Annotated in this window: 25 protein-coding genes; 11 read left to right on the top strand and 14 right to left on the bottom strand. The window is 72.3% G+C overall.

Going from position 1 to position 26,168, the window contains the following annotated elements; genetic code table 11:
- Window positions 1-69 precede the first annotated feature (69 nt).
- Window positions 70-744, bottom strand: a complete 675-nt coding sequence (locus ACIQAC_RS26175) for a GNAT family N-acetyltransferase (protein ID WP_402194727.1) — start codon at window positions 742-744, stop codon at window positions 70-72.
- A gap of 208 nt (window positions 745-952) precedes the next feature.
- On the opposite strand from ACIQAC_RS26175, the gene lon reads away from it, so the two are divergent.
- On the top strand, window positions 953-3,376 hold the full coding sequence (lon, locus tag ACIQAC_RS26170; protein WP_402194726.1) for an endopeptidase La: 2,424 nt from the start codon (window positions 953-955) through the stop codon (window positions 3,374-3,376).
- Window positions 3,377-3,580: 204 nt separating this feature from the next.
- A complete protein-coding gene (locus ACIQAC_RS26165) occupies window positions 3,581-4,072 on the top strand; it encodes a MarR family winged helix-turn-helix transcriptional regulator (RefSeq protein ID WP_402194724.1) in 492 nt (163 codons plus the stop codon).
- A gap of 18 nt (window positions 4,073-4,090) precedes the next feature.
- Here the strand turns inward: ACIQAC_RS26165 and ACIQAC_RS26160 are convergent, their stop codons facing one another.
- Window positions 4,091-4,879 carry a protein phosphatase 2C domain-containing protein gene (locus ACIQAC_RS26160; protein ID WP_402194722.1) on the bottom strand — a complete coding sequence of 263 codons (789 nt, stop codon included), beginning with the start codon at window positions 4,877-4,879 and terminating at the stop codon, window positions 4,091-4,093.
- 382 nt (window positions 4,880-5,261) lie between these two features.
- On the opposite strand from ACIQAC_RS26160, the gene ACIQAC_RS26155 reads away from it, so the two are divergent.
- From ACIQAC_RS26155 to ACIQAC_RS26135, 5 genes are read left to right on the top strand one after another with little or no spacing between them, the layout of a single operon-like run.
- Window positions 5,262-8,270, top strand: coding sequence for a nitrate- and nitrite sensing domain-containing protein (locus ACIQAC_RS26155; protein WP_402194719.1), 3,009 nt, complete (start codon window positions 5,262-5,264; stop codon window positions 8,268-8,270).
- Window positions 8,267-8,776 carry a roadblock/LC7 domain-containing protein gene (locus ACIQAC_RS26150; protein WP_402194717.1) on the top strand — a complete coding sequence of 170 codons (510 nt, stop codon included), beginning with the start codon at window positions 8,267-8,269 and terminating at the stop codon, window positions 8,774-8,776. Before ACIQAC_RS26155 ends, ACIQAC_RS26150 begins: the two co-directional genes overlap by 4 nt.
- On the top strand, window positions 8,773-9,195 hold the full coding sequence (locus ACIQAC_RS26145; RefSeq protein ID WP_402194714.1) for a DUF742 domain-containing protein: 423 nt from the start codon (window positions 8,773-8,775) through the stop codon (window positions 9,193-9,195). The genes ACIQAC_RS26150 and ACIQAC_RS26145 overlap by 4 nt, the downstream gene beginning before the upstream one ends.
- A complete protein-coding gene (locus ACIQAC_RS26140) occupies window positions 9,176-9,817 on the top strand; it encodes a GTP-binding protein (protein ID WP_402194712.1) in 642 nt (213 codons plus the stop codon). Before ACIQAC_RS26145 ends, ACIQAC_RS26140 begins: the two co-directional genes overlap by 20 nt.
- Before the next feature lie 25 nt (window positions 9,818-9,842).
- Window positions 9,843-11,096, top strand: a complete 1,254-nt coding sequence (locus ACIQAC_RS26135; protein WP_402194710.1) for a styrene monooxygenase/indole monooxygenase family protein — start codon at window positions 9,843-9,845, stop codon at window positions 11,094-11,096.
- Window positions 11,097-11,124: 28 nt separating this feature from the next.
- Here the strand turns inward: ACIQAC_RS26135 and ACIQAC_RS26130 are convergent, their stop codons facing one another.
- From ACIQAC_RS26130 to ACIQAC_RS26110, 5 genes are all read right to left on the bottom strand, one after another.
- Entirely contained in the window at window positions 11,125-11,553 is a 429-nt protein-coding gene (locus ACIQAC_RS26130; protein ID WP_402194707.1) for an META domain-containing protein, read from the bottom strand.
- A complete protein-coding gene (locus ACIQAC_RS26125) occupies window positions 11,550-12,818 on the bottom strand; it encodes an NlpC/P60 family protein (RefSeq protein ID WP_402194705.1) in 1,269 nt (422 codons plus the stop codon). The genes ACIQAC_RS26130 and ACIQAC_RS26125 overlap by 4 nt, the downstream gene beginning before the upstream one ends.
- Window positions 12,819-12,921: 103 nt before the next feature.
- Window positions 12,922-13,218: a hypothetical protein gene (locus ACIQAC_RS26120; protein WP_402194703.1), complete on the bottom strand. Its 297-nt coding sequence runs from the start codon at window positions 13,216-13,218 to the stop codon at window positions 12,922-12,924.
- Complete coding sequence (locus tag ACIQAC_RS26115; protein ID WP_402194700.1) at window positions 13,211-13,861, bottom strand: TetR/AcrR family transcriptional regulator; 651 nt, start codon at window positions 13,859-13,861, stop codon at window positions 13,211-13,213. The genes ACIQAC_RS26120 and ACIQAC_RS26115 overlap by 8 nt, the downstream gene beginning before the upstream one ends.
- 144 nt (window positions 13,862-14,005) lie before the next feature.
- Window positions 14,006-14,941, bottom strand: a complete 936-nt coding sequence (locus ACIQAC_RS26110) for a diiron oxygenase (protein ID WP_402194697.1) — start codon at window positions 14,939-14,941, stop codon at window positions 14,006-14,008.
- A 134-nt stretch (window positions 14,942-15,075) separates the two neighbouring features.
- Between ACIQAC_RS26110 and ACIQAC_RS26105 the strand changes: the two genes are divergently transcribed.
- Complete coding sequence (locus tag ACIQAC_RS26105; RefSeq protein ID WP_402195102.1) at window positions 15,076-15,900, top strand: hypothetical protein; 825 nt, start codon at window positions 15,076-15,078, stop codon at window positions 15,898-15,900.
- A gap of 91 nt (window positions 15,901-15,991) precedes the next feature.
- On the opposite strand, the gene ACIQAC_RS26100 is transcribed toward ACIQAC_RS26105, so the two are convergent.
- From ACIQAC_RS26100 to ACIQAC_RS26075, 6 genes are all read right to left on the bottom strand, one after another.
- Window positions 15,992-17,449, bottom strand: a complete 1,458-nt coding sequence (locus ACIQAC_RS26100) for a penicillin-binding transpeptidase domain-containing protein (RefSeq protein ID WP_402194694.1) — start codon at window positions 17,447-17,449, stop codon at window positions 15,992-15,994.
- Window positions 17,446-18,813, bottom strand: coding sequence for an FtsW/RodA/SpoVE family cell cycle protein (locus tag ACIQAC_RS26095; RefSeq protein WP_402194692.1), 1,368 nt, complete (start codon window positions 18,811-18,813; stop codon window positions 17,446-17,448). The genes ACIQAC_RS26100 and ACIQAC_RS26095 overlap by 4 nt, the downstream gene beginning before the upstream one ends.
- Window positions 18,814-18,988: 175 nt before the next feature.
- Window positions 18,989-19,429, bottom strand: coding sequence for an SH3 domain-containing protein (locus tag ACIQAC_RS26090; RefSeq protein WP_402194690.1), 441 nt, complete (start codon window positions 19,427-19,429; stop codon window positions 18,989-18,991).
- Window positions 19,430-19,499: 70 nt separating this feature from the next.
- Window positions 19,500-20,801 (bottom strand): ATP-binding protein, encoded by a 1,302-nt coding sequence (locus ACIQAC_RS26085; protein ID WP_402194687.1) that lies wholly within the window; start codon window positions 20,799-20,801, stop codon window positions 19,500-19,502.
- Window positions 20,798-21,589: a hypothetical protein gene (locus ACIQAC_RS26080; protein ID WP_402194685.1), complete on the bottom strand. Its 792-nt coding sequence runs from the start codon at window positions 21,587-21,589 to the stop codon at window positions 20,798-20,800. The genes ACIQAC_RS26085 and ACIQAC_RS26080 overlap by 4 nt, the downstream gene beginning before the upstream one ends.
- 144 nt (window positions 21,590-21,733) lie before the next feature.
- Window positions 21,734-22,240, bottom strand: a complete 507-nt coding sequence (locus ACIQAC_RS26075; RefSeq protein WP_402194683.1) for a dual specificity protein phosphatase family protein — start codon at window positions 22,238-22,240, stop codon at window positions 21,734-21,736.
- Between the two features lie 100 nt (window positions 22,241-22,340).
- Between ACIQAC_RS26075 and ACIQAC_RS26070 the strand changes: the two genes are divergently transcribed.
- A complete protein-coding gene (locus ACIQAC_RS26070) occupies window positions 22,341-23,144 on the top strand; it encodes a nuclease-related domain-containing protein (RefSeq protein ID WP_402194680.1) in 804 nt (267 codons plus the stop codon).
- 215 nt (window positions 23,145-23,359) lie between these two features.
- On the opposite strand, the gene ligD is transcribed toward ACIQAC_RS26070, so the two are convergent.
- The gene (gene ligD / locus ACIQAC_RS26065; protein ID WP_402194677.1) at window positions 23,360-24,241 is read right to left on the bottom strand and encodes a non-homologous end-joining DNA ligase; all 882 of its coding nucleotides are present in this window, start codon (window positions 24,239-24,241) and stop codon (window positions 23,360-23,362) included.
- Window positions 24,242-24,283: 42 nt separating this feature from the next.
- Here ligD and ACIQAC_RS26060 point away from each other — a divergent pair, with 42 nt between their 5' ends.
- Together ACIQAC_RS26060 and ACIQAC_RS26055 are read left to right on the top strand one after the other, a co-directional pair.
- The gene (locus ACIQAC_RS26060; RefSeq protein ID WP_402194674.1) at window positions 24,284-25,297 is read left to right on the top strand and encodes a Ku protein; all 1,014 of its coding nucleotides are present in this window, start codon (window positions 24,284-24,286) and stop codon (window positions 25,295-25,297) included.
- Window positions 25,298-25,455: 158 nt separating this feature from the next.
- Window positions 25,456-26,166 carry an alpha/beta fold hydrolase gene (locus tag ACIQAC_RS26055; RefSeq protein ID WP_402194671.1) on the top strand — a complete coding sequence of 237 codons (711 nt, stop codon included), beginning with the start codon at window positions 25,456-25,458 and terminating at the stop codon, window positions 26,164-26,166.
- The last annotated feature ends 2 nt before the right edge of the window (window positions 26,167-26,168 follow it).

Here is a 26,168-nt window from a genome sequence, read left to right as displayed (position 1 = left end):
CCGTCGGTCACCGCCCTGCAAACGGGCTTCGGGCACGGGTGTACGGGTGCGGGATGCGCCGGCGCCGGGTCAGGCGGCGGTGACCCTGTTCCCGTCCCCCACGAACCTGGCGCTCGTCAGGGGCGCCACCACCCGCCAGCCCAGCGACTCGTACAGCGCCCGGCCCTCCGGTGTGCCGCCGAGTACGGCGGTGTGGGCGCCCTGCCCGGCCGCCGCGCGGTGCAGCGTGCGCATGACGAGGCTGCCCAGGCCCCGGCGCCGGTGGTCCGGATCCGTCTCGACCTGGTCGACGACCGCGGTCGGGCCGGTCGGCGCGATCTGCCCGCGTGCCGCGAAGGAGCCGTCCGCCGCCGTGACCAGCACCCGCGTCACCCCGCCCTGCTCCCACTCGCGCAGCCGGTACCCGTCGGGAAGGGGCCGCTCGCGGGCCGCGTCCGTGCCGGGCAGCCGGACGGACATCAGACAGCCGGGCTCGGGGTCGATCCACCAGCCGCCGTCCAGCCACGGTCCGACCCGGTCGGGAGCCGCGAAGACCTTCAGCCAGACCCCGCGGCCGAGTACGGACCCCGCCACCTTCCGTACGGTCTCCTCCTCCACGGCGTCGCCCGTGGCCCCCAGCACGTGCCGGGTCACGTGTGCTGCCTGGCCGACGTCGATCGTCCAGCCCCACGGCTCGGCCCGCGGCCGTGCGGCCCCGCGCGACACGACCCACCCGGCGATCCAGGCCCGTACGGTCTCGTCCATCGATCCCCCTGTAATGGCTGAAGATGGCCGGAGTCTATTACGTGCGACGGGTGGGCGTGGCCCGGAATCGATCCGTCCCGGCGGGCGTTCTCCAATGTCACCAGGGGTGCGCGGAGTGATCGCTCAGAGCGAACACCGGCTGGGGAACATTCCGGGGCTCACGAGCATTGAGTCGGCATAACTCAACTTGACTGCCTAAGGGGAGATCATGGCTGCTGAGTCCACGGCGTTCACACCGCTCACGTTGCCCGTGCTGCCGCTCGACGAAGAGGTCGTGCTGCCCGGGATGGTGGTACCGCTGGACCTGAACGACGCCGATGTGCGCGCCGCGGTGGAGGCCGCCCAGGCCGCCGCCCGCTCGGAGCCCGGGAAGCCCCGGCTGCTCCTGGTGCCGCGCATCGACGGTGTGTACGCGACCACGGGTGTGCTCGGCACGGTCGAGCAGGTCGGCCGGCTCGCCGACGGTGACCCGGGCGCCCTGATCCGGGGACGTGGCCGCGTGCAGATCGGCGCCGGCACCACCGGCCCGGGTGCCGCGCTGTGGGTGGAGGGCACACGGATCGACGAGACCGTGCCCGACCCGCTGCCGGGCAGCGTCACCGAACTGGTCAAGGAGTACAAGGCACTCGCCACCAGCTGGCTGCGCAAGCGCGGCGCCTGGCAGGTCGTGGACCGCGTCCAGGCCATCGACGACGTGTCCGCCCTTGCCGACAACTCCGGTTACTCGCCCTACCTGACCACCGAGCAGAAGATCGAGCTGCTGGAGACCGGCGACCCGGTCGCCCGTCTGAAGCTCGCCACCCAGCAGCTGCGCGACCACCTCGCCGAGCAGGACGTCGCCGAGACCATCGCCAAGGACGTCCAGGAGGGCGTCGACAAGCAGCAGCGCGAGTTCCTGCTGCGGCGCCAGCTGGAGGCCGTGCGCAAGGAACTGCGCGAGATCAACGGTGAACAGGACGGCGAGGAGTCCGACGACTACCGGACCCGCGTCGAGGCCGCCGACCTTCCCGAGAACGTCCGCGAGGCCGCGCTCAAGGAGGTCGACAAGCTGGAGCGGTCCAGCGACCAGTCGCCCGAGGGCAGCTGGATCAGGACCTGGCTCGACACCGTCCTCGAACTCCCGTGGAACGAACGGACCGAGGACGCCTACGACATCAAGGGCGCCCAGCGGGTCCTCGACGCCGAGCACGCGGGCCTGGAGGACGTGAAGGAGCGCATCACCGAGTACCTCGCGGTGCGCAAGCGCCGCAACGACCGGGGACTCGGTGTGGTGGGCGGCCGGCGCGGCGGTGCCGTCCTCGCGCTCGTCGGCCCGCCCGGCGTCGGCAAGACCTCGCTCGGCGAGTCCGTCGCGCACGCCATGGGCCGCAAGTTCGTCCGCGTCGCCCTCGGCGGCGTCCGCGACGAGGCCGAGATCCGCGGCCACCGGCGTACGTACGTCGGCGCGCTGCCCGGCCGGATCGTGCGCGCCATCAAGGAGGCCGGGTCCATGAACCCGGTCGTGCTCCTCGACGAGATCGACAAGGTCGGCTCCGACTTCCGCGGCGACCCCGCCGCGGCCCTCCTGGAGGTGCTGGACCCGGCGCAGAACCACACGTTCCGCGACCACTACCTGGAGGTCGAACTCGACCTGAGCGACGTGGTGTTCCTCGCCACGGCCAATGTGCTCGACGCCATCCCGGAGGCCCTGCTCGACCGTATGGAGCTGGTCCGCCTCGACGGCTACACCGAGGACGAGAAGGTCGTCATCGCCCGCGACCACCTGCTGCCCCGGCAGCTGGAGCGCGCGGGTCTCGACAAGGACGAGGTCACCATCGACGAGAGCGCGCTGCGCAAGCTCGCCGGCGAGTACACCCGCGAGGCGGGCGTCCGCAACCTGGAGCGGTCCGTCGCACGGCTGCTGCGCAAGGTCGCGGCCGAGCACGAGCTGGGCGAGCGGAAGCTGCCGTTCACCGTCACCGACGGCGAACTGCGGGACCTGATCGGCCGGCCGCACCACGTGCCCGAGTCCGCGCAGGACCCGGCCGAGCGGCGGACGGCGGTGCCGGGTGTCGCGACCGGGCTCGCGGTCACCGGCGCGGGCGGTGACGTCCTCTTCGTCGAGGCGTCCCTCGCCGACCCCGAGACGGGCGCGGCCGGGCTGACCCTCACCGGTCAGCTGGGCGACGTGATGAAGGAGAGCGCGCAGATCGCCCTGTCCTTCCTGCGTTCGCGCGGTGCCGAGCTCGAACTGCCGGTCGCCGACCTGAAGGACCGGGGTGTGCACATCCACTTCCCGGCGGGCGCGGTGCCCAAGGACGGACCGAGCGCGGGTATCACGATGACCACCGCACTGGCCTCGCTGCTCTCCGGACGGCTGGTCCGTACGGATGTGGCGATGACCGGTGAGGTGTCGCTGACCGGGCGGGTGCTGCCGATCGGCGGCGTCAAGCAGAAGCTGCTGGCGGCACACCGGGCCGGGGTCACCACCGTGATCATCCCCAAGCGGAACGAGGCCGACCTGGACGACGTCCCGGCCGAGGTGCTGGACAAGCTCGACGTCCACGCCGTGACCGACGTCCGCCAGGTCCTGGAGCTGGCGCTGTCCCCCGCCACGAACGGGGCGGCGTCGGCGGTTCCGGTCGCGGCGTGACGGACGCTGCCGGATGGGTGAGGCCCGGGTCCCGTGAGGGAGACCCGGGCCTTCGCCTTACGCCCCTCGGCGGACTCCGCGCAGGGCAGGACAGGGGTCCGGAGGCTGCCGCCGGTCCACGCCTGCGAAATACTGGCGGAGCCGCGGCGACGAGGGCCCTTGGCGAGAACTTTCAGGATCGGGACACCGGGCAGGGGTGCTGACGTGCACGAGGACGGAAACAGCGGCGGGCTTCGCGGCGAGGCCTGCGCGACGCCCAGTGGTGTGGACCAGGAGTTCCTGGCGCTGGAACGCGAGTTGACCATGATGCTGCGCCGGGCACGGGCCAGCCAGGGCGAGATGGCCCGCGAGGTCCACCCGGACCTGGAGACGTCGGCGTACGGACTGCTGGTGCGGCTCGACGAGTGCGGCCGCCAGCGCGCCACCGAGCTCGCCGCCTACATCGGGGTCGGCAAGGCCACCATGTCCCGTCAGCTGCGCGCCCTGGAGGACCTCGGTCTGGTCGCCCGCGAGCCCGACCCGGCGGACGGCAGGGCCTGGCTGGTCCATCTCACCGAGGAGGGCCGCACCCGCGTCGGCCGCGTCCGCGAGGCCCGCCGCGCCAAGTACGTCAGCAAACTCGCCCACTGGGACCGCGCCGAGGTCGCCGAACTCGCGCGGCTGCTGGGGCAGTTGAACCAGGGAATGGAGAAGTAGCGCCGCCGCCCACGCACCTCACGGCTGCACGAACACCACCGTCGCGTCGTCGTGCGTCTTGCTCCGCCGCAGATACGTCCGCTCCTCGGCGTCGGCCCGTTCCAGCGCCCGTACCTCGTCGACCAGCGCCTGCGGCCCGTTCTTGCGCACGTAGGTGAAGAGGTCCGCCCAGTCGCCCTCGCGGAACCGCTCCGTCCAGCGGGTCGCCCCGTCGGTGAGGGCGGCCATGGACCGCACCGCGGCGCGCGGGACCGTCCCGGTGACCGCGCGCGCCGCCACCGCCGGATCGGCGGCGGCCGTGAAGAAGCCGCCCTCCTTGTTGCGGACGGTCGAGTCGGCCACCGCGTCCGAGGTCAGAGAGGTGCGGGGCAGCCGGTCGAGGCGGTCGTCGAGCACCGGCGTGACCACACCGCCGGGGGACTCCAGAAGCAGGACGGAGTCCGACAGCACCAGATACTCGACCTCGGCCGCGGACCAGCGGGCGAGGACCACGGTTGCCTGTGGGGTGCGCGGGTGAGAAAGGTCACAGGTTTCGGCGTGCGCCGCGGCGGTACGCGCGATCGCGCGGGACAGCGCCTCCGTGAGGGGGACATCACGCAGTGAAACGGTCAGTTCGGTCAGTGCCCCACCCAGGCGGGCCGTGAACCAGGGGACGGAATGCAGACATCCCGTACCGTCCTGCGGCGGTGTCACACCGTCCAGGACGACGAGCGCGCCGCCCTGCCCGGCGGCGGGCAGGCCGACGCTCGCGAAGTCCTCGTTGGGGCGATCTTGGTCGCCGGGCTCCGAAACCAGTTCCGTGCGCATCCGGTCAGTCTGCACGACCCCTTCACAACGTGCGCGAAAGGCTGGCATCGATTGCCGGAACGGCGCACCAACGCAGGTCAGCCGCCGGGTTTGGGGCGGATTGAGGTGCTCCGGGAAGTGGTGACGGCGAATCCTGCCAAAGCATGACCCGGACGTCCAACCGGCCATCCGGACAAGGCCGTCGCACTGGCCGGAGGAACTTGCCCGCCAACTCCCGTCCGGGGTTCACTCCTTCGGGTGGCGGGTCCGACGATGCGAGACCACCACCCAATGGCACTGGGAGGGTCGGTCACCGAAACCGGGTGAGGTCGCACCAGTTGCACCGAATTGACGGAACGTCACCCGGCCCCTTGGGTACAGCGAGTCAGGAGTGCGAGTACCGGTGCAGAAGAAGCGGCTTCGGCGCGCAGGCAAGCGGACGGCCTCCTCGGGGGGCCCGGAGCAGACGCCCGGCACCACCGCCGGTGCTCCTCCGGTCGGAAAAGGACGCCCCACCCATGTACGCAACCGGCTGATTCTCGCCGTGGCCGTGGTGGCCGCCGCGATCGCCGGCGCGGGCACCCCCTCGGTGCTCGCCGCATCCGGCCAACTGAGCGACACCCAGGACCTGGTGACGCTCGCCGGCCAGACCCAGGACGCCCTCACCCTCGCCCACTCGCTCGCCGACGAACGCGACGAGGTCACCTCCTTCGTCGCCGCCGGCCGCCCCAAGACCAAGGCGCCCTCCGAGCAGCACAGCGCCCGCGTCGACCGGCAGGTCGAGGAACTGCGCGCCAACACCGACACCCCGGCCGCGCTGCGCGAGGACCTCGACGGCATCGCGAGCGTGCGCCGCGCGGCACTCACCGGCAAGAGCACCGCCCTCGAAGCACACGGGGCCTACTCGGACGCCATCGCCGAACTGCACCGCCTCGCCGAGGACCTCGCCGAACAGCTGCCCCCGCGCGCGGGCTCCGGCGCCTACTCCCTCGCCGAACTCGACACCGCCGTCCAGCAGGCCGCCGCCACCCGGGGCCTGCTGCTCGCCGCGCTCAGCGTGCCGCGCACCACCCAGACCGTGATCGACCCCGTCACCGGGCTGCCCGTCGAGAGCACCGGCTCCTCCGACGCCGACACCAAGACCCGCAACGCGCTCACCGCCGCCGCCCAGCAGGCCCGGCTGCGCTCCGACACGGCCCTCGCCGACTTCCGCGACACCGCCCCGCAGCGCGCCGAGACCTCGTACACGTCGACCGTCACCGGCACCGAGGTCAAGTCCGCCGACACCTATCTGGCCGACCTCACCGACCAGCCCTCGCTCAGCGACGACGAGGTCACCACCAGCGCCGACAAGCTCGACACCGCCCTGTCCGCGCGGATCGAGCTGATGCGCGGCGTGGAGTCCGCCCTCTACGAACGCCGTACGACCGACCTGGAGGCCCTGCGCGACGAGGACGTCACCGCGCTGGAGATCCGGGTCGCCGTGCTCGGCGCGCTGATGCTGCTCGCCGTCGGTATGACCACCGCCATGGCCCGCAGCCTCACCCGCCCGCTGTCCGTGCTGCGCCGCGGCTCGGCCCGGCTTGCGCAGGCCGAGGACCCGCGCGCCGAGGAGGCGGTGAGGTTCACCGGCCGCAACGACGAGTTCGCTCAGGTCGTCCGGTCCGTCAACGCCCTGCACGCGCACACCGTCGCCCTGCACGAGCGCATCGCCACCCTGGAGTCCGACCGCAAGCACCTGGTCGGCCAGCGGCAGCGGATGGCCGACGCCCGCACCGAACTCCGCGCCGAACTCGACGACTCCGCCACCGCCCTGGAGCGGCTGCGCGGCAGCATCGGCGGCACCTTCGTCAACCTCGCCCTGCGCACCCTCGGCCTGGTGGAGCGTCAGCTCGCCGTCATCGAGGGCCTGGAGGAGCGCGAGCAGGACCCCGACCGGCTCTCCACGCTCTTCAAGCTCGACCACTTCGCCACCGTGATGCGCCGGCACAGCGAGAACCTCCTGGTGCTGGCCGGCACCGAGCATGTGCAGCAGAGCGCGGGGCCGGTCCCGCTGGTGGACGTGGTCCGCGCCGCGGTCAGCGAGATCGAGCGCTACGAGCGGATCCGGATCGCCGCGCTGCCGCCGCACGCGTACGTCGCCGGGTTCGCCGCCGACGACCTCTCGCACCTGCTGGCCGAACTCATGGAGAACGCCACCGCGTTCTCCCCGCCGGACGCGCCCGTCGAGGTCTCCGGCTGGCTCCTGGAGAACGGCGAGGTGATGCTCTCCGTCCAGGACGAGGGCATCGGCATGACCGAGGAGCGGATGGGCCGGCTCAACGCCCGGCTCGCCGAGTTCGACCCCGAGTCGCCCTACGACCAGGAGGGCGAGGACGGCCTCGGTCTCGGGCTGTACGTGGTGGCCCGGCTCGCCCACCGCCACCAGGTGCGGGTGCAGCTGCGCGAGCAGAAGCAGGGCGGTGTCGCGGCCGTCGTCGTGCTGCCCGACGCACTGCTCGCCTCCGCCCCGTCGGCCGCCGTCGCCGCGCCGGTGCCGGCGTCGGAGACCACCGGCACGTTCTCCCTGCCGGGGGCGGACGCCGAGGCCAACTCCAACGTGCTGCACGGCCGTTCGGAGGCCAACGACCCCCTGGTCACCCTGGCGGAACAGGCGGTACGGGACGCGACCCCCGACACCACGGAACCCCGGGCCGTCGATCCCGCCCCGGCCGCGGCAACCCCCGCGACTCCGGGGACAGACGGCACGGACAGCGCGCCGCGGGCCGGCACCCCCGTCCCCCCGGCCGCCCCCGCCGACCCCACCACCCGCGCCGAGGCCCCCGCCCGCCCCTTCGCGGCGGAGCCCGACCGCACCCCCAGGGTCGATCGCCCCCGCGAGCCGAGCGTCTCCGAGACCACCATGGAGCTGCTCGCCCCGGAACCGCCGCCGGAGGAGCCGGCCCGGGCCGAGGTCCAGGACCCCACCCTCACCTCCCCCCAGGACCCCAACCCCACCTCCCCCCAGGACCCCACCTTCACCTCCCCCCAGGACCCCAACCCCACTTCCCCCCAGGACCCGTACGCGATCGGCCCCGACAGTCACGAGCGGGTCCCCGACCCCCACGGACGCGCCGGTGACCCGTACGAGGAGCCGTTCGACGAGTCGGACGAACCCGTCACCGAGAAGGGCCTGCCCAAGCGCACGCCGAGGGTCGCCGCCCCGCAGGCACCGCCCCGGCCGCGGGCCGGTTCCGTCGACGCCGAGGCGCTGCGCCGCAGGCTCGGCGGCTTCCGGCAGGGTGCCGAGGCCGGCCTGAGGGACGTACAGGCGGAGATCGCCGAGGAGACGGCCCGTACGCAGACCACCGACGCAGCACACGCACAGGCCGAAGGATCCACGGGGGGCACCGTCGAGGAGGCAAGCAGTTGACCGCGCCCAGTACGTTCGGACTGAGCAGTGAGGCCCGCAACCTGCACTGGCTGCTGACCAACCTGGTCGAGGAGGTGCCCGGCATCCTCTCCGTCGCGGTCGTCTCCTCGGACGGTCTGCTGCTGCTGTCCTCCGACCCCGTGCGGAACGAGGCCGCACGTGAGGCGCGGGAGACGCGCCCCACCGGGCCGCGCGGCTCCGCCGCCGACCTCGCCACCATCGTGTCCGGCATCGGCAGCCTCACCATCGGCACCGCCAAGCTGCTGGACTTCGGCACCGTGAAGCACACCATGGTCGCGATGGACGAGGGCAGCCTGTTCGTGATGTCGATCAGCGACGGCTCGCTGCTCGGTGTGCACGGCTCCGCCGCCTGCGACATGAGCGTGGTGGCGTACCACATGGCGCTCTTCGTGGGCCGCGCCGGCCATGTGCTGACGCCCGAACTCCGCAGCGAGCTACGGAAGTCCCTGGAGTCCGAGTCCGAGTCGACGGGGGAACCCGAATGAGCGGCGGCAAGCCCAAGAAACTCCCGGTACGCGGCGGCGACCGCAAACCCGCCCGCGTGCGCCCCTACTCGCTGACCGGCGGCCGTACCCGATTCGGCCACGTCCTGCTCGTCGAGACGTTCGTGGCGAGCACGGCGGCGCTGGAGGCGGCCGAGGAGCGCAGGGAACTGACGAACGGCTCGCTCACCACCCGGGTCATGCCGGAGATGCGGGCCATCGTCGAACTGTGCCGCCGGATGCGCACGGTGGCCGAGATCGCCGCGCTGCTGAAGATGCCCCTGGGTGTGGTCCGGGTGCTGCTCAGCGACCTCGCGGACCAGGGAAAGATCCGTGTGTACGGGACCGGGACCGGCCATGGCACGGGCCGGCCGGACCGCGCTCTGCTGGAAAGGGTGCTGAGTGGACTCCGTCGTCTCTGACGCCGCCCCGGGCGTCAACCCGCTCGTCGATGAACCCGACGACGATCTGCGGTCCTGGCAGACGGACCGCACCCGGGCCCCCATCGCCACGAAGATCGTGGTGGCGGGCGGGTTCGGGGTCGGCAAGACCACCCTGGTCACCGCCGTCTCGGAGATCACGCCGCTGGAGACCGAGGCGCTGATGACCGAGGCGAGCGCGGAGACCGACGACCTCACCGCCACGCCCGGCAAGCTGACCACCACCGTCGCCATGGACTTCGGGCGGCTCACGCTCGACGACGACCTGGTGCTGTACCTGTTCGGCACACCGGGGCAGCAGCGGTTCTGGTTCATGTGGGACGACCTGGTGCGCGGTGCGATCGGCGCGGTGGTGCTCGCCGACACCCGCCGCCTGAAGGACTGCTTCCCGGCGCTCGACTACTTCGAGAGCTGCGGGCTGCCGTACGTCGTGGCCGTCAACCACTTCGAGGGCTCCGAGGAGTTCGACCCGGACGACGTCCGGGAGGCGCTGACCATCCCGTCGTACATACCTGTAATGATCATGGACGCGCGGCGCCGGATCTCCGTGATCGAGACCCTCCTGGCCCTCGTCGGCCACGCGCTCGACGAAACCCCCGAGTAGACCCGACCAAGGAGTCACCAGCCGCATGCGGAAGATTCTCGTCGTCGGAGCCGGTCAGTCCGGTCTCCAGCTCGCCCTCGGCCTCCAGTCGCACGGGTACGAGGTCACGTTGATGTCGAACCGGACGGCGGACGAGATCCGCTCCGGCCGGGTGATGTCGACGCAGTGCATGTTCCACACGGCGCTGCGGCACGAGCGGGACCTGGAGCTGAACTTCTGGGAGTCGCAGGCCCCGAGGATCGAGGGACTCGGCGTCTCGGTCGCCGCCCCCGGCTCGCACGACCCCGGCCCCACCCAGCGGATCATCGACTGGGTCGGCACACTCGACGGCTTCGCGCAGTCGGTCGACCAGCGGGTCAAGATGGCCGGCTGGATGGAGACCTTCGCGCAGCGCGGCGGACAGCTCGTGATCCACGGCGCGGCCGTCGGCGACCTCGACTACTTCTCCCGCGCCTACGACCTGGTGCTGGTCTCGGCCGGCAAGGGCGAACTGGTCCAGATGTTCGGCCGGGACGCCGCGCGCTCCCCGTACAGCGAGCCGCAGCGCGCCCTCGCGGTCGCCTACGTGCACGGGCTCGGCCCGCGTCCGGAGCACCCGGAGTTCGACGCGGTCCGCTGCAACCTGGTGCCGGGCGTCGGCGAGCTGTTCGTCATGCCGACGTTCACCACGTCGGGCCGGGCCGACATCCTCTTCTGGGAGGGCATACCCGGCGGCCCGCTGGACGTCTTCAACGGCGTCAAGGATCCGGCGGAACACCTCTCGCTGACCCTGGAACTCATGGAGCGGTTCACGCCCTGGGAGTACGCGCGGGCGACCAAGGTCGAGCTGACCGACGCCGGCGGCACCCTCTCCGGCCGCTACGCCCCGACGGTCCGCGACGCCGTCGGACGCCTCCCCGGCGGCGGTCTGGTCCTCGGGGTCGCCGACGTCGTCGTCGCCAACGACCCGATCACCGGCCAGGGTTCCAACTCCGCCGCCAAGTGCGCGGCCGCCTACCTCGCCTCGATCCTGGAACACGGCGAGCGGGAGTTCGACGAGACCTGGATGCGGGCCACCTTCGACCGCTACTGGGACACCGCCCAGCACGTCACCAAGTGGACCAACGCGATGCTGGCCCCGCCCCCGGAGCACATCCTCAACCTCATCGGCGCGGCGGGCCAACTCCCCCCGGTCGCCCAGCGCTTCGCCAACGGCTTCGACAACCCGGCCGACTTCGAGAACTTCTTCTACGACCCCGAGAAGACGGACGCCTACCTGGCCTCGGTGACGGGCGCCTAGCCCCTGCGGGGCGGGGTGCGCCCACGTCTCACCGGCGCAGGACGAGGACGTAACCGTCCGGGCCGGTGAGTGTCAGGGTGTCGGCCGTCGCACGGACCTCGTGCGGACCGGCGACGGGCGCGAAGTGCCGCAGGAATGCGGAGGGATGACAGCCGATCACCGTCGACACCCGCTCCTCCCCGAAGGTGATCGTGCCGCGCCGGACGTCGACGGCCGCGTCGCCGCGGAAGCGGTTGCAGCTGTCCCAGCCGGAGAAGGTCCCCTTCCCGGTGTGGAAGGTCAGCCGTCCCTCGGCGTCCCCGGGCGCCTGGTGGCGGACACCGCCGACCGTGACACTGTCCGCCACCCACTCGACTCCGGTGAAATCCGGGGGCGGTGTGCGGTCCTGTGCTGCCGACGTGGACGTGAGGGCGGCCGTGGCGACGGCCGTGCAGGTGAGGATCAGGGCTCGCTTCATGGTCCGGTGACGGGCGGAGCCGGGGAAACGTTCGCCGGTGAGCCGGCCGACGCGTACCCCTCGTCCGTGCCCTCCAGGGCGTTCTTCGGGAGCTTCGGCGGGGTGTAGTGGGGGAGGGGTTCGGCGGACGGGTCCGGGCGGACCGCGCCGAGGACCGGGTTGGCGGCGATGGGGGAGACCTTGACACGGGCGCCGGGGCGCGGCGCCTGGACGACCATGCCGTCGCCCAGGTACATCGCCACGTGCGTGGCCTCCGGGAAGTAGACCACCAGGTCGCCGGGGCGCAGCTCGGACAGCGGCACCCGCTCCAGCCGCGCCCACTGTTCCTGGCTGGTGCGCGGGATCGGCGCCCCCGCCTCGGCCCACGCCTCGGAGGTCAGCCCCGAGCAGTCGTACGTCTCCGGCCCCTCCGCCCCCCACTCGTACGGCTTCCCCAGCTGCCGCACGGCGTACTTCAGCGCCCGGTCGCCCGCCTCCGTCGGCCTGCCCGTACTGCCCGTACTGCTCAGCGCACCCGACGCCATGAACTCGTCCTGCGCCTCCGCGATCCCGTCCGCCTCGAACTCGGCCAGCTCGGTGAGCTGTTCGGCGGTCAGCGAGACCAGCAGCTCCTCCACGTCGTCCAGCCGCTCCCGGACCTCGTCGCGCTCCTTCTTCTGCCGGTCGGCGAGCGAGAGCTGCTTGTCGAGCGCGGCCCGCGCCCTGCGGGCCAGCCCGTCTGCCTTGGCCTCGCTGCCCTCCAGCCGGTCCACCGTCTGCGCCCGCTCCCGCGCCACCTGTCCGATCACATGCCCCTGGTCGAGCGCCCGCCGCGGATCCTCGGCGAGCAGCAGCCGTACGTACGGGGAGATGTCGGTGCTCGACTGGTACTGCTGCCGGGCCAGCCGCCCCGCCGCGCCCCGGCTCCGGTGCAGGGAGAGCCGGGCGCGGGCCAGTTCGGCGTCGAGCCCGCGCACCTCGGCCCGCTGCCCGCGCAGCTTCTCCTCCGTGGCGTTGTAGGTCTCGGTGGCCTTCTCGGCCTCCCGGTACAGCCGCTGAAGATCCGTCAGTAACCCGGCCACGGTCCGCTCGCCGGTCCCACCGGTCCCACCGGTCCCACCGGTCCCACCGGACTCAGCGGGCCCGCCGGACTCGACGGGTTCCGGTGCCGCGCTCGCCCCGGCGGACTCCAGCGGCTCCGGTACGGCGGTCGCCGGGACCGCCACGAGCAGTGCCTGGGCCGCCACCGCGACCGTACAGGCCAGCCGCAGAAGGCTTCCTGACACGTCATCACCTCCGGTACGGGGAGGTGTCTCCGCCCCGCACCGCGAGGATGGGCCGGGTTCGCGCGGACCGCGCGCCGAGCGTGCGCGGGATGGCCCAACGGCGTCACCCGCGGGTGTCGCCGGGCCCGCTCCACGGCCACTTCAGCTTGCTCTCCGGCACACCGTCCGGCGCGTACGTGTACTTCCAGCGGTCCCGCATGCCGACCCGGCCGCTTGCCGCGCGCGGCACCCGCCGGTACACCAGCACGGTCTCCGGGCCACCCGCCGGATCCGGCACCGGGATGCGGTACGTCTTCGGCGGATGCCCGGTGATGCCGAGCAGCACCGGCAGGACCCGGCCGTCCATCGGCCCGCCCTCGAAGGGGGTCTCTTCGCTCTTCACGGCACCAGTCTCAGCCATCCGCCGCGGCGAGCGCGCCGACCAGCGCCGCGGTCTGCGGATCCCGTACGCCGGTCACCGTGAGCATCGCCACGAACTGCTCCACCAGCCAGTCCCGCAACTCCCCGACCGGCGGCTGCTTCTCCTCGTCCAGCCAGATCAGGGACGCCGCCTCCACCGCGGTGATCCACATCCGTACGGTCATCCGCAGCCGGGGGCCCGGGTCCGTGACCCCGAGGTGCCGGAAGATGTGCACGGCGGCGGCCCGGCGTACGCCGTCCACGGTGGCCGTCGTCCGGGACGTCTCCACCACGCTGCCGCCCTGGAGCAGGGCGCTGAAACCGGCGTCGTGCTCGTCGACGAAGGCCAGATAGCGGTCGAGGGCACGGGAGAGCCGGGGGAGCAGGGCGCCTTCGCGGGGTTCGTCGAAGCAGTGCTCCAGCTCGTCGGCGGCGGAGCGCAGGGCGGCCTCGTAGAGCTGCTGCTTGCCGCCGGGGAAGTAGCGGTACACCAGGGGGCGGGAGACACCGGCGGCCTCCGCCACGTCGTCCAGGGAGACGTCCTCGGGCGCGCGGTGCGCGAACAGGCCGAGGGCGGCCTCAAGGAGCTGACTACGACGCTCCTCGACACTGAGCCGACGGTAGGCGGGAGCGGATGGGGTCATACCTCGCAGGGTAGTCGGCGCCCGCACAGCCGCGGGCATGCGTGCCGCCCGGGCGGCACGGGTGGGCGGTGCGGGCCACGCTCAAGCGAAGCCGAGAGCGGGGGAGGCACCCCGACGCGCCGGGCCGCGCAACGCCCCCCGCGGTCAGAGCAGCCCCGACGCCTTCCACAAGCGCCGCCCCACCCCCCGCAGCACCCCGATGTCATCCAGGAACTCGGTGAGCCGGCTCGCCCCGGTCCGCATGATCTCCCGGCGATGCCCACTGGCCCGCACCTGCGCCACGGCCTCCCGCCTGTCGAGCCCCACGTTGCCGTAGACCTCCGGATTCACGAACGCCACCGAGAAGACCCGGGCGAACTCCCCCGACGTGACCCGCGTGAACTCCTGCGACCACCGCGGCGCGGTCACCATCTGCCGCCGCAGCTCCTCACGGGCGTACCGGACATGGCGGGCCTCCTCCACGACATGGATCCGCGTCACCCCGCGCACCAGCGGCTGCACCCGCTCGTCCGGGAACGTCAGCCGCTGCATCCAGTCGAGGACCTCCTCGCCCAGCAGCGTCGCCGTGAAGGAACCCGGTGTGGTCGACACGGTCTTGAACAGCCGGCCCAACTGCTGGTGCGCCCGGCTCACCGGGTACCACGGCGTGTCCCCGCGCGAGATCAGCCGCGCGAACATCTTCGAGTGCCGGCACTCGTCCTCGATCTCGGTCAGCGCGTACCGCACATGGGCGCTCGTCGCCGCCTTGTCGTAGATGTGCCGCACCAGCAGCTGCATCAGGATGATCTCGAACCAGATCCCCAGCGACGCCAGCGCCGCCGCCTCGTGCCGGGAGAGCAGGATCCGCTGCTCCTCGCTCATCCGCCGCCACATCGGCGTCCCGTACAGCGACACCAGCTCCGGCGGCCAGAACCACTTGCCGTCCTCGAACGGGGCGTCCCAGTCGAGTTCCTTGTCCGGGTCGAAGGAGTGCTTGGCGGAGGACGCGAGCAGCCGCTCGGCCACCTGCTCACGGTCCTTGAGCAGGCCGAGGGCGTCCCGCAGCCCGTCCACCGCGTCGGCTTCGGTCAGGGTCGTCATGGTCTTATGAGACTGCTTGTCAGCAAGGGCGTCAATCCCCTCGACACCATTTGTTGGCCGATCCTCGCCCTTGCCGCACGGCCACCGGATGTGACCGCTCCTTCACACAGATGGAGTACCGTGCTGGCGTGTCCATGCCTCCGCCGCCGTCAGAGCCGCCGCAGAACCCGTACGGCGGTCAGCAGCCGCCCCCGCCCTCCGGGCCCTACGACGCCCAGCCGCCCGCCGGTCCCTACGGCGCTCCGCCCCCGGGCGGCCCGTACGGGTATCCGCAGCAGCCCGGCCCCGGTTTCGGTCCCTGGGGCGCGCCCCCGCCGCCGAAGAGGAAGCGGACCGGGCTTGTGCTCACGATCGTGGGCGGGGTCGTGGCCCTCGTGGTGGTGGTCGTCGTGGGGCTCGCGATGATCGGCGACGAGATCGAGGACAGCTTCCCCGAGGCCGAGTACCGGCTCGCCGTGCCGCGGACCCTGCTCGACGAGCGGTACGAGCTGGCCCAGGACATGTCCGACTCCGAGGGACAGGCGATCGAGGACGGGGCCGACGGGGCGTGGGACGCCCGGGACGCCACGGCCGTCGTCGCCACGTACAGCCTGGGCGGCGACGACGCGCAGGGCACGCTGGTGGTGTCGGGGATGTACGGGCGGTTCAAGAACACCGACGCCGCCCGCGACAGCATGATGGAGGGCGCGGCGCAGGGTGAGGGGGCGTCGGTCGCCGTACCGCCGAAGGACTTCACGCCGGGTGACTCCGGGATCACCGTCACCTGCGAGGTGGTGACGCAGAACCAGCTCGGTACCGAGGTGACCATCCCCACCTGCGGGTGGGTCGACGGGAACACCGGCGCGACGGTGGCCGAGGTGACGGCGGAGTCCGTGGGGCAGGATCCGGCGGAGGTGGACCTGGAGGCGGCGGCGGAGACGGCGATCCACGTCCGTGAGGAGATGCGGGAGCGGATCTGAGGGGCGGCGTGCCGGGTGCGGGTTTCGTCGTGGCTTGTCGCGCGGTTCCCCGCGCCCCTGAGGGGGTTGCCCGGCGTTCAGCGTGCCCGTCTCAGGGGCCGAGTACCGCCTCCATCACCGACCGGGCGATCGGGGCCGCCACCCCGCCGCCGGTGACGCGGCCGCGGTCCGTCGCCGCGTCCTCGACCACCACCGCGACCGCCACCTTCGGCTCCACGTCGTCCTCGCCCTGCGCCCACGACACGAACCAGGCGTACGGCGTCCCCGCGTTGCCCACACCGTGCTGGGCCGTGCCGGTCTTGCCGCCGACGACCGCGCCGGGGATCGCGGCGTTCCGGCCGGTGCCCTGCTCGACGACGGCCCGCATCAGCTCGCGCAGCCGCGTCGCCGTCACCGGATGCATGGCCTGGCGCACGGGCCGGGGCCCCGCCGTGTCCAGGGTGTCGCCGTCGTCGGCCGTGGTCCGCTCGACCAGATAGGGGGCGCGGACCTGCCCGTTGTTCGCGACCGCCGCCGCCACCATCGCCATCTGGAGGGGAGTGGCCCGGGTGTTGTACTGCCCGATCGCCGACAGGGCGAGCTGCGCCCGGTCGACCGTGCTGTCGAAGGTGCTCTGCGCGACCGCGAACGGGATCCGCACCTGCGTGTCGTTGAAGCCGAACGCCTCCGCGGTGGCCGCCATGTCGGCGACGCCCGTGTCCACCCCGAGCTTCGCGAACACCGTGTTGCACGACCACTCGAAGGCGTCCCGCAGCGAGGCGTTCTCGCAGCCGTCCACCTCGTTCGTCAGGGTCGTGGTGGTGCCCGGCAGGGTGTACGGGACGGGGGAGCGGGTCCGCGCGTCCATGTCCCGGACGACCCCCGCGTCCAGCGCCGCCGCCGCGGTGACCACCTTGAACGTCGAACCCGGCGGATACGTCTGCCGTACCGCCCGGTTGAGCATCGGCCGCTCCCGGTCGCCGTTCAGCCGCGCCCAGGCCTCCTTCACGGCGAGCCCGTTCCCCGACAGCACGGCGGGGTCGTACGACGGGGTGGAGACCAGCGCCAGGATCCGCCCGGTGGCCGGCTCCACCGCCGCCACCGCGCCCTTGCGCGGCCCCAGCCCCTCGTACGCCGCCCGCTGTGCCGCGTCGTCGAGGGTCGTGACCACGTCGCCGCCCGCGGGCCTGGACCGCGCCAGCTCGTTCCAGAGCGGGAACGGCGTGAGCATCGGGTCGGTGCCGGCCAGCACCCCGTCCTCGGCGTGCTCCAGCAGGGTCGTGCCGTACACCTGGGAGGAGAAGCCGGTCACGGGCGCGTACAACGGGCCGTTGTCGTAGGTCCGTTCGTAGCGGAGCTGCTCGCGGGTGTCCGTCGAGCCGGTGACGGGCCGGCCGCCGACCAGGATGTCGCCGCGCGGCTCGGCGTAGCGGGCGATGGTGTCGCGGCGGTTGGCCGGGTTGTCGTCGTAGCTGCCCGAGCGGAAGACCTGCACCCGCGCCGCGTTGGCGAGAAGCGCGACCAGCAGCAGGGCGCAGAAGACGGCGGCGTGCCGTACGTAACGGGTCATGGGGCCGCCTGTCCGTCGTACTGGCGCCGGGCCGAGTCGCTCACCCGGATCAGCAGGGCCACGATCGCCCAGTTGGTGACGACCGACGAGCCGCCCTGGGCGAGGAAGGGCATCGCCATGCCGGTCAGCGGGATCAGCCCGGTCACCCCGCCCGCGATGACGAAGACCTGCAACGCCACGATCGAGGAGAGCCCCACCGCGAGCAGCCGGCCGAAGGGGTCGCGCACCGCGAGCCCGGCCCGGAAACCGCGCTCCACGAGCAGGGCGTACAGCAGGAAGACGGCGGAGAGGCCGATCAGGCCCAGCTCCTCGCCCGCGGTGGCCAGGATGAAGTCCGACTTGACGGCGAACCCGATCAGCGTGGAGTGGCCGAGCCCGAGCCCCGTGCCGAGGATGCCGCCGGCCGCGAACGAGAACAGCGACTGGGCGAGCTGGCCGGGACCCTGTCCGGCCTCGATCGACGCGAAGGGGTGCAGCCAGTCCTGGATCCGGGCCGCCACATGGGGTTCGAGCCGGCCGACGGCCACCGCGCCCAGGGCGGCCAGGGTGAGGCCGACGGCGATCCAGCCGGTGCGGCCGGTGGCGACGTAGAGCATCACGACGAACAGGCCGAAGAACAGCAGTGAGGTGCCCAGGTCGCGTTCGAGGACCAGGACGCCCACGCTCAGCAGCCAGATCGCGACGACCGGACCGAGCGCGCGGCCCGTCGGCAACTGGAGCCACTTGAACCGCCAGACCTGACGGCCGGTGTACGCGAGCGCGCTGCGGTTGGCGGAGAGGTACGCGGCGAAGAAGACCGCCAGCAGCACCTTCGCGAACTCGCCCGGCTGGATGGAGAATCCGGCGATCCGGATCCAGATGCGGGCGCCGTTCACCGCCGGGAAGAAGATCGGCAGGGTGAGCAGCGCGAGCGCGGCGGCCACACAGACGTAGGCGTAGCGCTGGAGGAAGCGGTGGTCGCGCAGGACCATCACGACCACGATGAAGAAGGCCACGCCGAGTGTCGACCAGACGAGCTGGGCGGGGGCCGCGCGGTCGCCCGGGGTGTCCAGGTCGAGCCGGTAGATCAGCACCAGACCGAGGCCGTTGAGCAGCACCCCGATCGGGAGCAGCAGCGGATCGGCGTACGACGCCCTGCGGCGCACCGTGAGATGCGCCAGCAGGGCGAGCGCGCCGAGTCCGGCACCGTAACCGGCGGCGCCGGGCGGCACGGACCCGGTCCGGGCCAGCCCGACCGCGCAGTAGCCGTACACCGACAGCAGTACGGCGAGCACGATCAGCGCGAGCTCGATGCCCCGCCGCCGGGGAAGGCGCACGGCGGACGCCGAGGCGTCCGCCGCAACAAGAATTCCGGCCTTGCTCATATCCGGAACTTACCCAAATGGCAGTGCGTGACTGCTTTGCACCCTGTTTGGGCGAGTCGCTCTGAACGCGGGGGGGGGGCGTGCAACGCCCTTAAGGGGCGCGGGGAACTGCGCGACAAGCCACAACGAACCCGCACCAGCCGCACAACCCCACCGCCCCCGCACAGCGCAGCGCTCAGCACCAGCGGGGAGCAGCCCCGATGTTGTCGATGTACCGTGCCGCCCCCCACGCCCACGTACCGTCCGTGAGCAGGTACCACAGCGGATTCCCGTCGATCCGCTGCCCCGCGGTCTTGCAGAAGATCGAGACCTTGTCCCCCCGGTGCACCGACCGGATCACGCGGCTCCCCCGGTCCGGCCGGCTGCGCAGCAGCAGTGTGTTCGCGGTGACGACCCCCCGGTAGTGGCCGCGCGAGTCGTGGTGACCGTTGCCGTTGCCGTTGCCGCCACCGAAGTCGTCGCGGTCACCGCCGAAGTCGTCCTCGTAGCGGCCGGCGCTGTCGCCACCGTCGCCCCATTCGTCGTTTGCGGTGGCCGGTGTGATCACGGCCGCGGTGACGAGGGCGCCGGCGGCGGTGGCTATGGCGATGCGGGTGAGAGAGGTGCGCAGGGACATGGGATGACCTCCACGAAGGGGGCGAAGCTGACTAATCGCCACATTAGGAGGGGTGTCGTGGCGGCGCCCGTCACGATCCGCCATCGGGGCGCGGAACCCCGGATGGCCCAACGCACCCCTCGGACGCCCCGACCGGCGGACTCTGAGGCAGCGTCAGCGTCACCACCGCCCCGCCGTCCGGCGCGTTCCCGAAGTCCAGCCGCGCGCCCAGCACCTCCGCCTGCCCCAGCGCGATCGTCAGCCCGAGCCCGTGCCCCTTGGCGCCGCCCTCGGTACGGAACCGCTGCGGCCCGTGCGTCACCAGGTACTCCGGATAGCCGTCCCCGTGGTCCCGGACGGTCACCACCGGACCGTCCACCGTCACCACCACCGGCGGCCGCGCGTGCCGGTGCGCGTTGGCGACCAGATTGCCCAGCACCCGCTCCAGGCGCCGCCGGTCGGTCTCCACATGTGCGTCCCGCACCACCACGATCTCCGTGGAACCGCCCGCCGTACGCGCCACCCGCCCCGCCAGCGCGCCGAGTTCCTCGGTCGTCAGGTCCAGCCGCTCCCGCCCGGTGTCCAGCCGGGAGATCTCCAGGAGGTCCTCGGTGAGTGTGCGCAGCGCCGCCACCCGGTCCCGCACCAGCTCGGTCGGGCGGCCCGGCGGCAGCAGCTCGGCCGCCGCGTGCAGCCCGGTCAGCGGGGTACGCAGCTCGTGCGCCACGTCCGCGGTGAACCGCTGCTCGCTCAGCAGCTTGCCCTGCAACGAGGCCGCCATCGAGTCCAGTGCGGCCGCGACCGACGCCACCTCGTCCTGCGGCCGGGTCGGATCCTTCGTCCGGGCGTCGTTCACCCGCGCGTCCAGATCGCCCGCGCTGATCCGCCGGGCCACCCGCGCGGTGGCGTGCAGCCGCCGCGTCACCCGCGTCACCGCGAACGCGCCCACCAGCAGCGTCGCCCCGATCGCCAGCGCCGAGGACCAGAGGATCGCCCGGTCCAGCGCGTCGATCGTGCGGGCCTGCTGCCCGTAGTCGACCCGCACGGCGAGGGCCTGTCCGCCGTCGGCCGGGCCCGCCGCCCACATCGTGGGGTGCCCGCGGTGGTCGGCGACCATCGTGCCGCGCTTCCCGGACGCGGCCAGCTCGCGCAGCGCCTCCGGCAGCCCCTCGGGGTCGACGGCCGCGCCCGGCAGCGGGGTGCCTCCGGCCTCGTACGTCCGTGTCGCGTCCGTGAGCCGGGAAAGCGCCAGGTCACGCGCCTGGCCGACGGTCTGGTCGGTGACGGAGACATGCACGAGGATGCCGAGCAGCGCGGTCAGCCCGCAGCACATGACCGTGATGAACACCGCCGCCTTGACGGCGAGCGTGCCGGACCACCGGGGGAGTCTCATCGAGCGCTCGGCGCGGTGGAGGCGGGGGAGGGGGTGGGGGTGGCGGTGGGGGTAGGTGTGGGGGTGGTCGAGCCAGGTGAGGTGGAGGGCTTGGCGGGTGGTTCGGTCTTCCCGTCCGTGCGGACCATCTCGTCATGGGTGAGCAGCATCGCCCGCTGCTCCGGGTCCCAGGTCCACTGCAACCGGTAGTCGTACCCGGCGACGTCCGACGGCAGCCGCATGATCAGGGACCGCTGGGCCAGCTCCACCGAGCTGAAGGCGTCGTCCCAGGACATCACCTCGACGATCCGGTGGTGCTCGACGGTGTACACGCGTACGGCGGTCAGCTTGCCCGGCAGCAGCCGGAAGCCCAGCGTCAGGTCCTCGTGCCCGTCACCGGTGAGATCGCGGTAGTAGGGAGTGAGCAGCGGACACCCGTCGCCCCCTCCGCCGTCGTCGCAATCGCCCATCCGGGAGGCCGTGCCGCGGTAGGGCGCCTTGGAGCCCCGGTAGTCACCCGGGTTCGCGGCGATCTCGGCGCGGACCAGCGCGGCCGGATCGACCCGGCGCAGATCGTCGCCGGGCGGGGTGACGCCCTTGACCGTCTCCCGGTCCGCCTCCTCCAGCGGAAACGCCGGGGACGAGGCCGGCGCCAGGTCCGGCCACAGCAGCTCCGGCATGCTCGCGGTCGGCGTCGCCCCGGCCGCCCGCAGATCACCCGCGTCACCGCAGCCCGTCGCGGCGGCCAGCAGCAGGGCGACGGCGACGGTGGCACGACGGACGGCGCGCACGGGACGGCTGGGGGGCACTGCACTCCTGGGATGTGGGGGGGGTGGTACGAAGGTGGCCGGCCCGTACACACTATGCGGACGGAAGTCCTTTTTGCGCAGCGGGAGGGGCCCTGGGACGTGCCCCGGGGAAGGCCGCCCACCGGCCTCCCGGCCCCCGGTTGCCTACTCGGCCAGCTCCTCCAGCATCCGTACGGTGGTCAGCCCGGCCCGCAGATACTCCACGAACAGCTCGTTGTGCAGCGCCCAAGGCGAACGCCGGGTCCGGACCACCCGGATCGCCTCGTCCGCGGAGTGCCCGCGCCGGATCAGGGCGTGGGCCACGACGAGGCCGGAGCGGTTGTAGCCGTGGTAGCAGCGCACGAGGACCGTCCGGCCGGCGTCCAGCGCCTCGCCCGTGGCCTGCGCCATCCGGATCACACCGGCGAGCTGCGTGCCGTCCAGCGGCCCGTCCGGCACCGGCCACACCTGATGCTCGACGCCGTCGTCGGGCCCGTACCCGGGCAGCCGTATCAGTGTCTGTACGAGATCGAACTCGCCGCGCGGCACGGCGGACCGCACCTCGCCGGAACGGCTGCGGAACTCGTGACCGCCCATCCACAGGCCGGGCACGATCTCGTTCCACGGACTGTCCGGGGCCGGCACGTCGGATTCCCTGCCACGGGTACGCAACGACGCCTCCCCAACAAGCCGCGCCAACTCCTCTCAAAGGTAGCCGGGTTCTTGCCCCTGGAGCACCCCGCCTGTTCCCATGGTCATGGGGTGATGGTGCATGAACGGACTGCGCGTCATACCGACCTGGAGCCACGGACAGGAACGGCTCTACGTCGCACTCACCGACGGCCGGAACATCGCCTGGTACGACAGGGAGGCGGCCAGGGTCAACCTGCTCAGCGAGGACCGCAGGGACGACGTACTCGAAGCCCTCGGTCCCTTCCTCACCGGCCCGGTCGTGGTCGGCCCGCCACCGGTCCCGACACCGGCCGAGCTGGCCCGGCTCTCCCTCCACCCGGACGACGACCTCGCGCCCAACCGGCCCGGCGAGGCCCTGCTGGTCGCCCTGGACCGCGACCCCGGCCCGGCCGGCCGTATCCGGCCCGACCCGCGACGCCGGGCCCTGGAGGCCGAGCAGCTGGTGGGGGAGGCGCTGGACCGGCTGGACGGCGCGGACTGGCACGCGCTCCACTCGATTCCGCTGCCCGGCGGCGACCGCGTCCACCATTTGGCGATCGGCCCGGCCGGCCTCTTCGCCGTCCACACGCTCTACGCCCGCAAGCAGCGCGTCCGGGTGGCGGACCCGCTGGTCGCCGTGGGCCGCCGTGGCCCCCAGCCCCTCCTGCGCCGCGTACGCGCCGACGCCGACCGTGCGTCCTACGCCCTCACGGCCGAGGTCCGCCCGGTCCTCGCGGTGGTCTCCCCGACCCGCCTGGACCTCACCACACCCCCACGCGAGGTCCGCGTCCTCACCGACACGGACCTCAACACCCTCTCCCGCCAGGGCGGCGTCCTGAAACCAGCGGACGTGGAAGCCCTACACGCCATAGCCAGAGACAGAACAACCTGGACCCGCGTATAACCCTGCCGTCACAGCGCAGGCCGCCTGGTCCGACTCAAGGGCGCGGGGAACTGCGCGATCAACCCCAACGCACCCGCACCCGCATTCGCCCCCGCACAGGCGCCTGCCGCAAAAGCACCGGGCACCCTGTCCGACTCAAGGGGCGCGGGGAACTGCGCGATCAACCACAACGCACCCGCACCCGCACCCGCACCGGCACCGGCCCCGGCACCCCATCAGGGCAACCTCCCCGCCCGCCCCCGATCCAACAGCGGCGACATCAAGTCCCCGAACTCCCGAACCCGATCAACCACCTCGCCCGCCCGAAACGCCATCCCCTCCCCGTCCCCACACCCCGCCACCTCCCCCCACCCCACCGGCGCAGAAACAAACGGCTCCCCCCGAGCCCGCAACGTGTAAACCGTCGCCGTCGTCTTCCGCGCAGCGTTCTGACTCCAGTCGACAAACACCTTCCCCGCCCGCAGACTCCGCGTCATCCGATGCACCACCAGCCGAGGCATCACCCGCTCCGCCTCCACGGCCACCCCCTTCGCGTACGCGGACACCTCCTCCGAAGAAGCCCCCCGCACCGCGGCCAGCAGATGCAGCCCCTTCGCCCCGGAGGTCTTCGCGAACGCCTCGATCCCATCCGCGGCCAGCCGGTCCCGCAGCCACAGCGCCACCTCGCAGCACTCCACCACCGTCGCCGGCGCCCCCGGATCAAGGTCGAACACCAGCCGGTCCGCCTCCCCGGGCGCCCCGACCACCCACTGCGGCGTATGGAACTCGGTGACCAGGTTCGCCGCCCACATGAGCGACGCCAGATCCTGCACCAGCACCATCCGCGCAGGCCCCTCCGACCGAGGCACCTCCGCGGTCGTGACCCACTCGGGCGTACCCGGCGGCACGTTCTTCGTGAAGAACACCTGGCCGTCCGGCCCGTCCGGATACCGCAGAAAGGACACCGCCCGGTCCCGCAGATGCGGCAACAGCACCTCCGCGACGGTCGCGTAGTAATGCAGCACCTCGCCCTTGGTGAACCCGGTCTCCGGATACAGCACCTTCTCCAGGTTGCTCAGCGCGAGCCGCCGCCCCTCCACCTCCGTAATCGGCGTCATACGATGAGAATCACACGAAATCGCCCGGAACCGCCTCGAAAGGTGCTGAACGTGCGATCCATATGGAACGGCGCCATCTCCTTCGGCCTGGTCAGCATCCCCATCAAGCTGGTGAACGCGACCGAGAGCCACTCGATCTCCTTCCGCCAGATCCACACCGAGGACGGCGGCCGCATCCGGTACCGCAAGTTCTGCGAGCTGGAGGACCGCGAGGTCAGCCAGGCCGAGATCGGCAAGGGCTACGAGGACACCGACGGCTCGATCATCCCGATCACGGACGAGGACCTGGCCCAGCTGCCGCTCCCGACCGCGAAGACGATCGAGATCGTGGCGTTCGTCCCGGCCGACCGCATCGACCCGCTCCAGATGGACGCGGCGTACTACCTCGCGGCGAGCGGCGCCCCCGCCGCCAAGCCGTACACCCTGCTGCGCGAGGCGCTCAAGCGCAGCAACAAGGTCGCCATCGCCAAGTTCGCGCTACGGGGCCGGGAACGGCTCGGCATGCTGCGGGTCGTAGGAGAGGCCATCGCCATGCACGGCCTGCTCTGGCCGGACGAGGTCCGCGCCCCCGAGGGGGTCGCCCCGGACGCCGGTGTCACCGTCCGCGACCAGGAACTCGACCTCGCGGACGCCCTCATGGACACCCTCGGCGAGGTCGAACTGGACGATCTGCACGACGAGTACCGCGAGGCCGTGGAGGAGGTCATCGCCGCGAAGGCGGCCGGTGAGGCCCCGCCCGAACTCCCCGAACCCGCCACCGGCGGCAAGGTCCTCGACCTCATGGCCGCTCTGGAGAGCAGTGTCCGCGCGGCGAAGGAGTCCCGCGGCGAGGACACGGACGAGGCCGCCGAGGTCCGCTCCCTCCCGCAGCGCAAGTCGTCCCGCGCGGCCCCCAAGCAGACGGGCGCGAAGAAGTCGACGTCGACGGCGAAGAAGACGGCGGCGGCGAAGAAGACGACGGCGAAGAAGACAACGGCGAAGTCCACAGCGTCGGCCAAGAAGACGACGGCGAAAAAGACCACCGCGAAAAAGACAACCCGCAAACGCACGGCCTGAGATGAACGGCCCCCCTCGAATGTGAAGGTCCGGAGCGAACTTCCCGCCTCCATCGAACTTTTCGCCCGCCCCGCGCATCTGGTGAGCACAACCGGAACATCCGGAACGACCGGCACGTCCGCACAACTGCCACCGGAACCGCGGAAAGGCGTGGGCCCATGTCCCCGAACCCGTCGACGTTCGTTCTGATCCCCGGCGCCTGGCGGGGCGCCTGGAGCTGGGAACCGGTGGCCCGCCGCCTCCGCGAGGCCGGCCGCGACGCGCTCACCCTCACCCTCCCCGGCCTGGCCGACGGAGACTCCAGAGCCGGCCTGCACCTCTCGGACGCCGTCCACCACGTGGTGAACGAGATGGAGAAACGCGGCCTGGACGACGTCACCCTGGTCGGCCACAGCTGGGGCGGCTACCCGGTCACCGGCGTGGCGCACGAGGCCCCGGACCGGGTCACGAAGGTGATCTACTACAACGCCGTCGTCCCGGAGACCGGCGTACCCCTCATCGACGAGAACGAGGACGACGCCCTGATGCTCCGCGCGGCCGTCGAGACCTCCCGGGACGGCAGTGTCTCCCTGGTCAGGGCCCAGATGCCGCTGCTCCTGCCCGACCAGTGCGAGGCGACCCACCGCATCCTGCACGCCCTCCTGGTGCCCCACCCCGGCGGCTACTTCATGGACGCCCTCGACGTGCCCGCCGTGACCACCCTCGGTATCCCCGCGGTCTACCTCCTCAGTGAGGACGACCGCGCGCTGTGCCGTCCCGGCGCGGAGTTCGCGGCCCGGATCGGTGTGACACCCCGGATGGTCCCCGGCGGACACGAGTCCCTGCTGACCCACCCCGACGAGGTGGCTAGGGCCCTGCTGGACGCGTGAGA

It is taken from the genome of Streptomyces sp. NPDC088387 (assembly GCF_044753385.1).
Taxonomy (GTDB): Bacteria; Actinomycetota; Actinomycetes; order Streptomycetales; family Streptomycetaceae; genus Streptomyces.
This window is presented reverse-complemented; position numbering and strand designations above follow the sequence as displayed.

Excerpts from the sequence above, each read along its gene's own strand:
- ACIQAC_RS26175 (WP_402194727.1), bottom strand. The coding sequence starts at position 744 with ATGGACGAGACCGTACGGGCCTGGATCGCCGGGTGGGTCGTGTCGCGC.
- lon (WP_402194726.1), top strand. The coding sequence starts at position 953 with ATGGCTGCTGAGTCCACGGCGTTCACACCGCTCACGTTGCCCGTGCTG.
- ACIQAC_RS26160 (WP_402194722.1), bottom strand. The coding sequence starts at position 4,879 with ATGCGCACGGAACTGGTTTCGGAGCCCGGCGACCAAGATCGCCCCAAC.
- ACIQAC_RS26145 (WP_402194714.1), top strand. The coding sequence starts at position 8,773 with ATGAGCGGCGGCAAGCCCAAGAAACTCCCGGTACGCGGCGGCGACCGC.
- ACIQAC_RS26135 (WP_402194710.1), top strand. The coding sequence starts at position 9,843 with ATGCGGAAGATTCTCGTCGTCGGAGCCGGTCAGTCCGGTCTCCAGCTC.
- ACIQAC_RS26130 (WP_402194707.1), bottom strand. The coding sequence starts at position 11,553 with ATGAAGCGAGCCCTGATCCTCACCTGCACGGCCGTCGCCACGGCCGCC.
- ACIQAC_RS26120 (WP_402194703.1), bottom strand. The coding sequence starts at position 13,218 with ATGGCTGAGACTGGTGCCGTGAAGAGCGAAGAGACCCCCTTCGAGGGC.
- ACIQAC_RS26115 (WP_402194700.1), bottom strand. The coding sequence starts at position 13,861 with ATGACCCCATCCGCTCCCGCCTACCGTCGGCTCAGTGTCGAGGAGCGT.
- ACIQAC_RS26110 (WP_402194697.1), bottom strand. The coding sequence starts at position 14,941 with ATGACGACCCTGACCGAAGCCGACGCGGTGGACGGGCTGCGGGACGCC.
- ACIQAC_RS26105 (WP_402195102.1), top strand. The coding sequence starts at position 15,076 with ATGCCTCCGCCGCCGTCAGAGCCGCCGCAGAACCCGTACGGCGGTCAG.
- ACIQAC_RS26100 (WP_402194694.1), bottom strand. The coding sequence starts at position 17,449 with ATGACCCGTTACGTACGGCACGCCGCCGTCTTCTGCGCCCTGCTGCTG.
- ACIQAC_RS26095 (WP_402194692.1), bottom strand. The coding sequence starts at position 18,813 with ATGAGCAAGGCCGGAATTCTTGTTGCGGCGGACGCCTCGGCGTCCGCC.
- ACIQAC_RS26090 (WP_402194690.1), bottom strand. The coding sequence starts at position 19,429 with ATGTCCCTGCGCACCTCTCTCACCCGCATCGCCATAGCCACCGCCGCC.
- ACIQAC_RS26085 (WP_402194687.1), bottom strand. The coding sequence starts at position 20,801 with ATGAGACTCCCCCGGTGGTCCGGCACGCTCGCCGTCAAGGCGGCGGTG.
- ACIQAC_RS26070 (WP_402194680.1), top strand. The coding sequence starts at position 22,341 with ATGAACGGACTGCGCGTCATACCGACCTGGAGCCACGGACAGGAACGG.
- ligD (WP_402194677.1), bottom strand. The coding sequence starts at position 24,241 with ATGACGCCGATTACGGAGGTGGAGGGGCGGCGGCTCGCGCTGAGCAAC.
- ACIQAC_RS26055 (WP_402194671.1), top strand. The coding sequence starts at position 25,456 with ATGTCCCCGAACCCGTCGACGTTCGTTCTGATCCCCGGCGCCTGGCGG.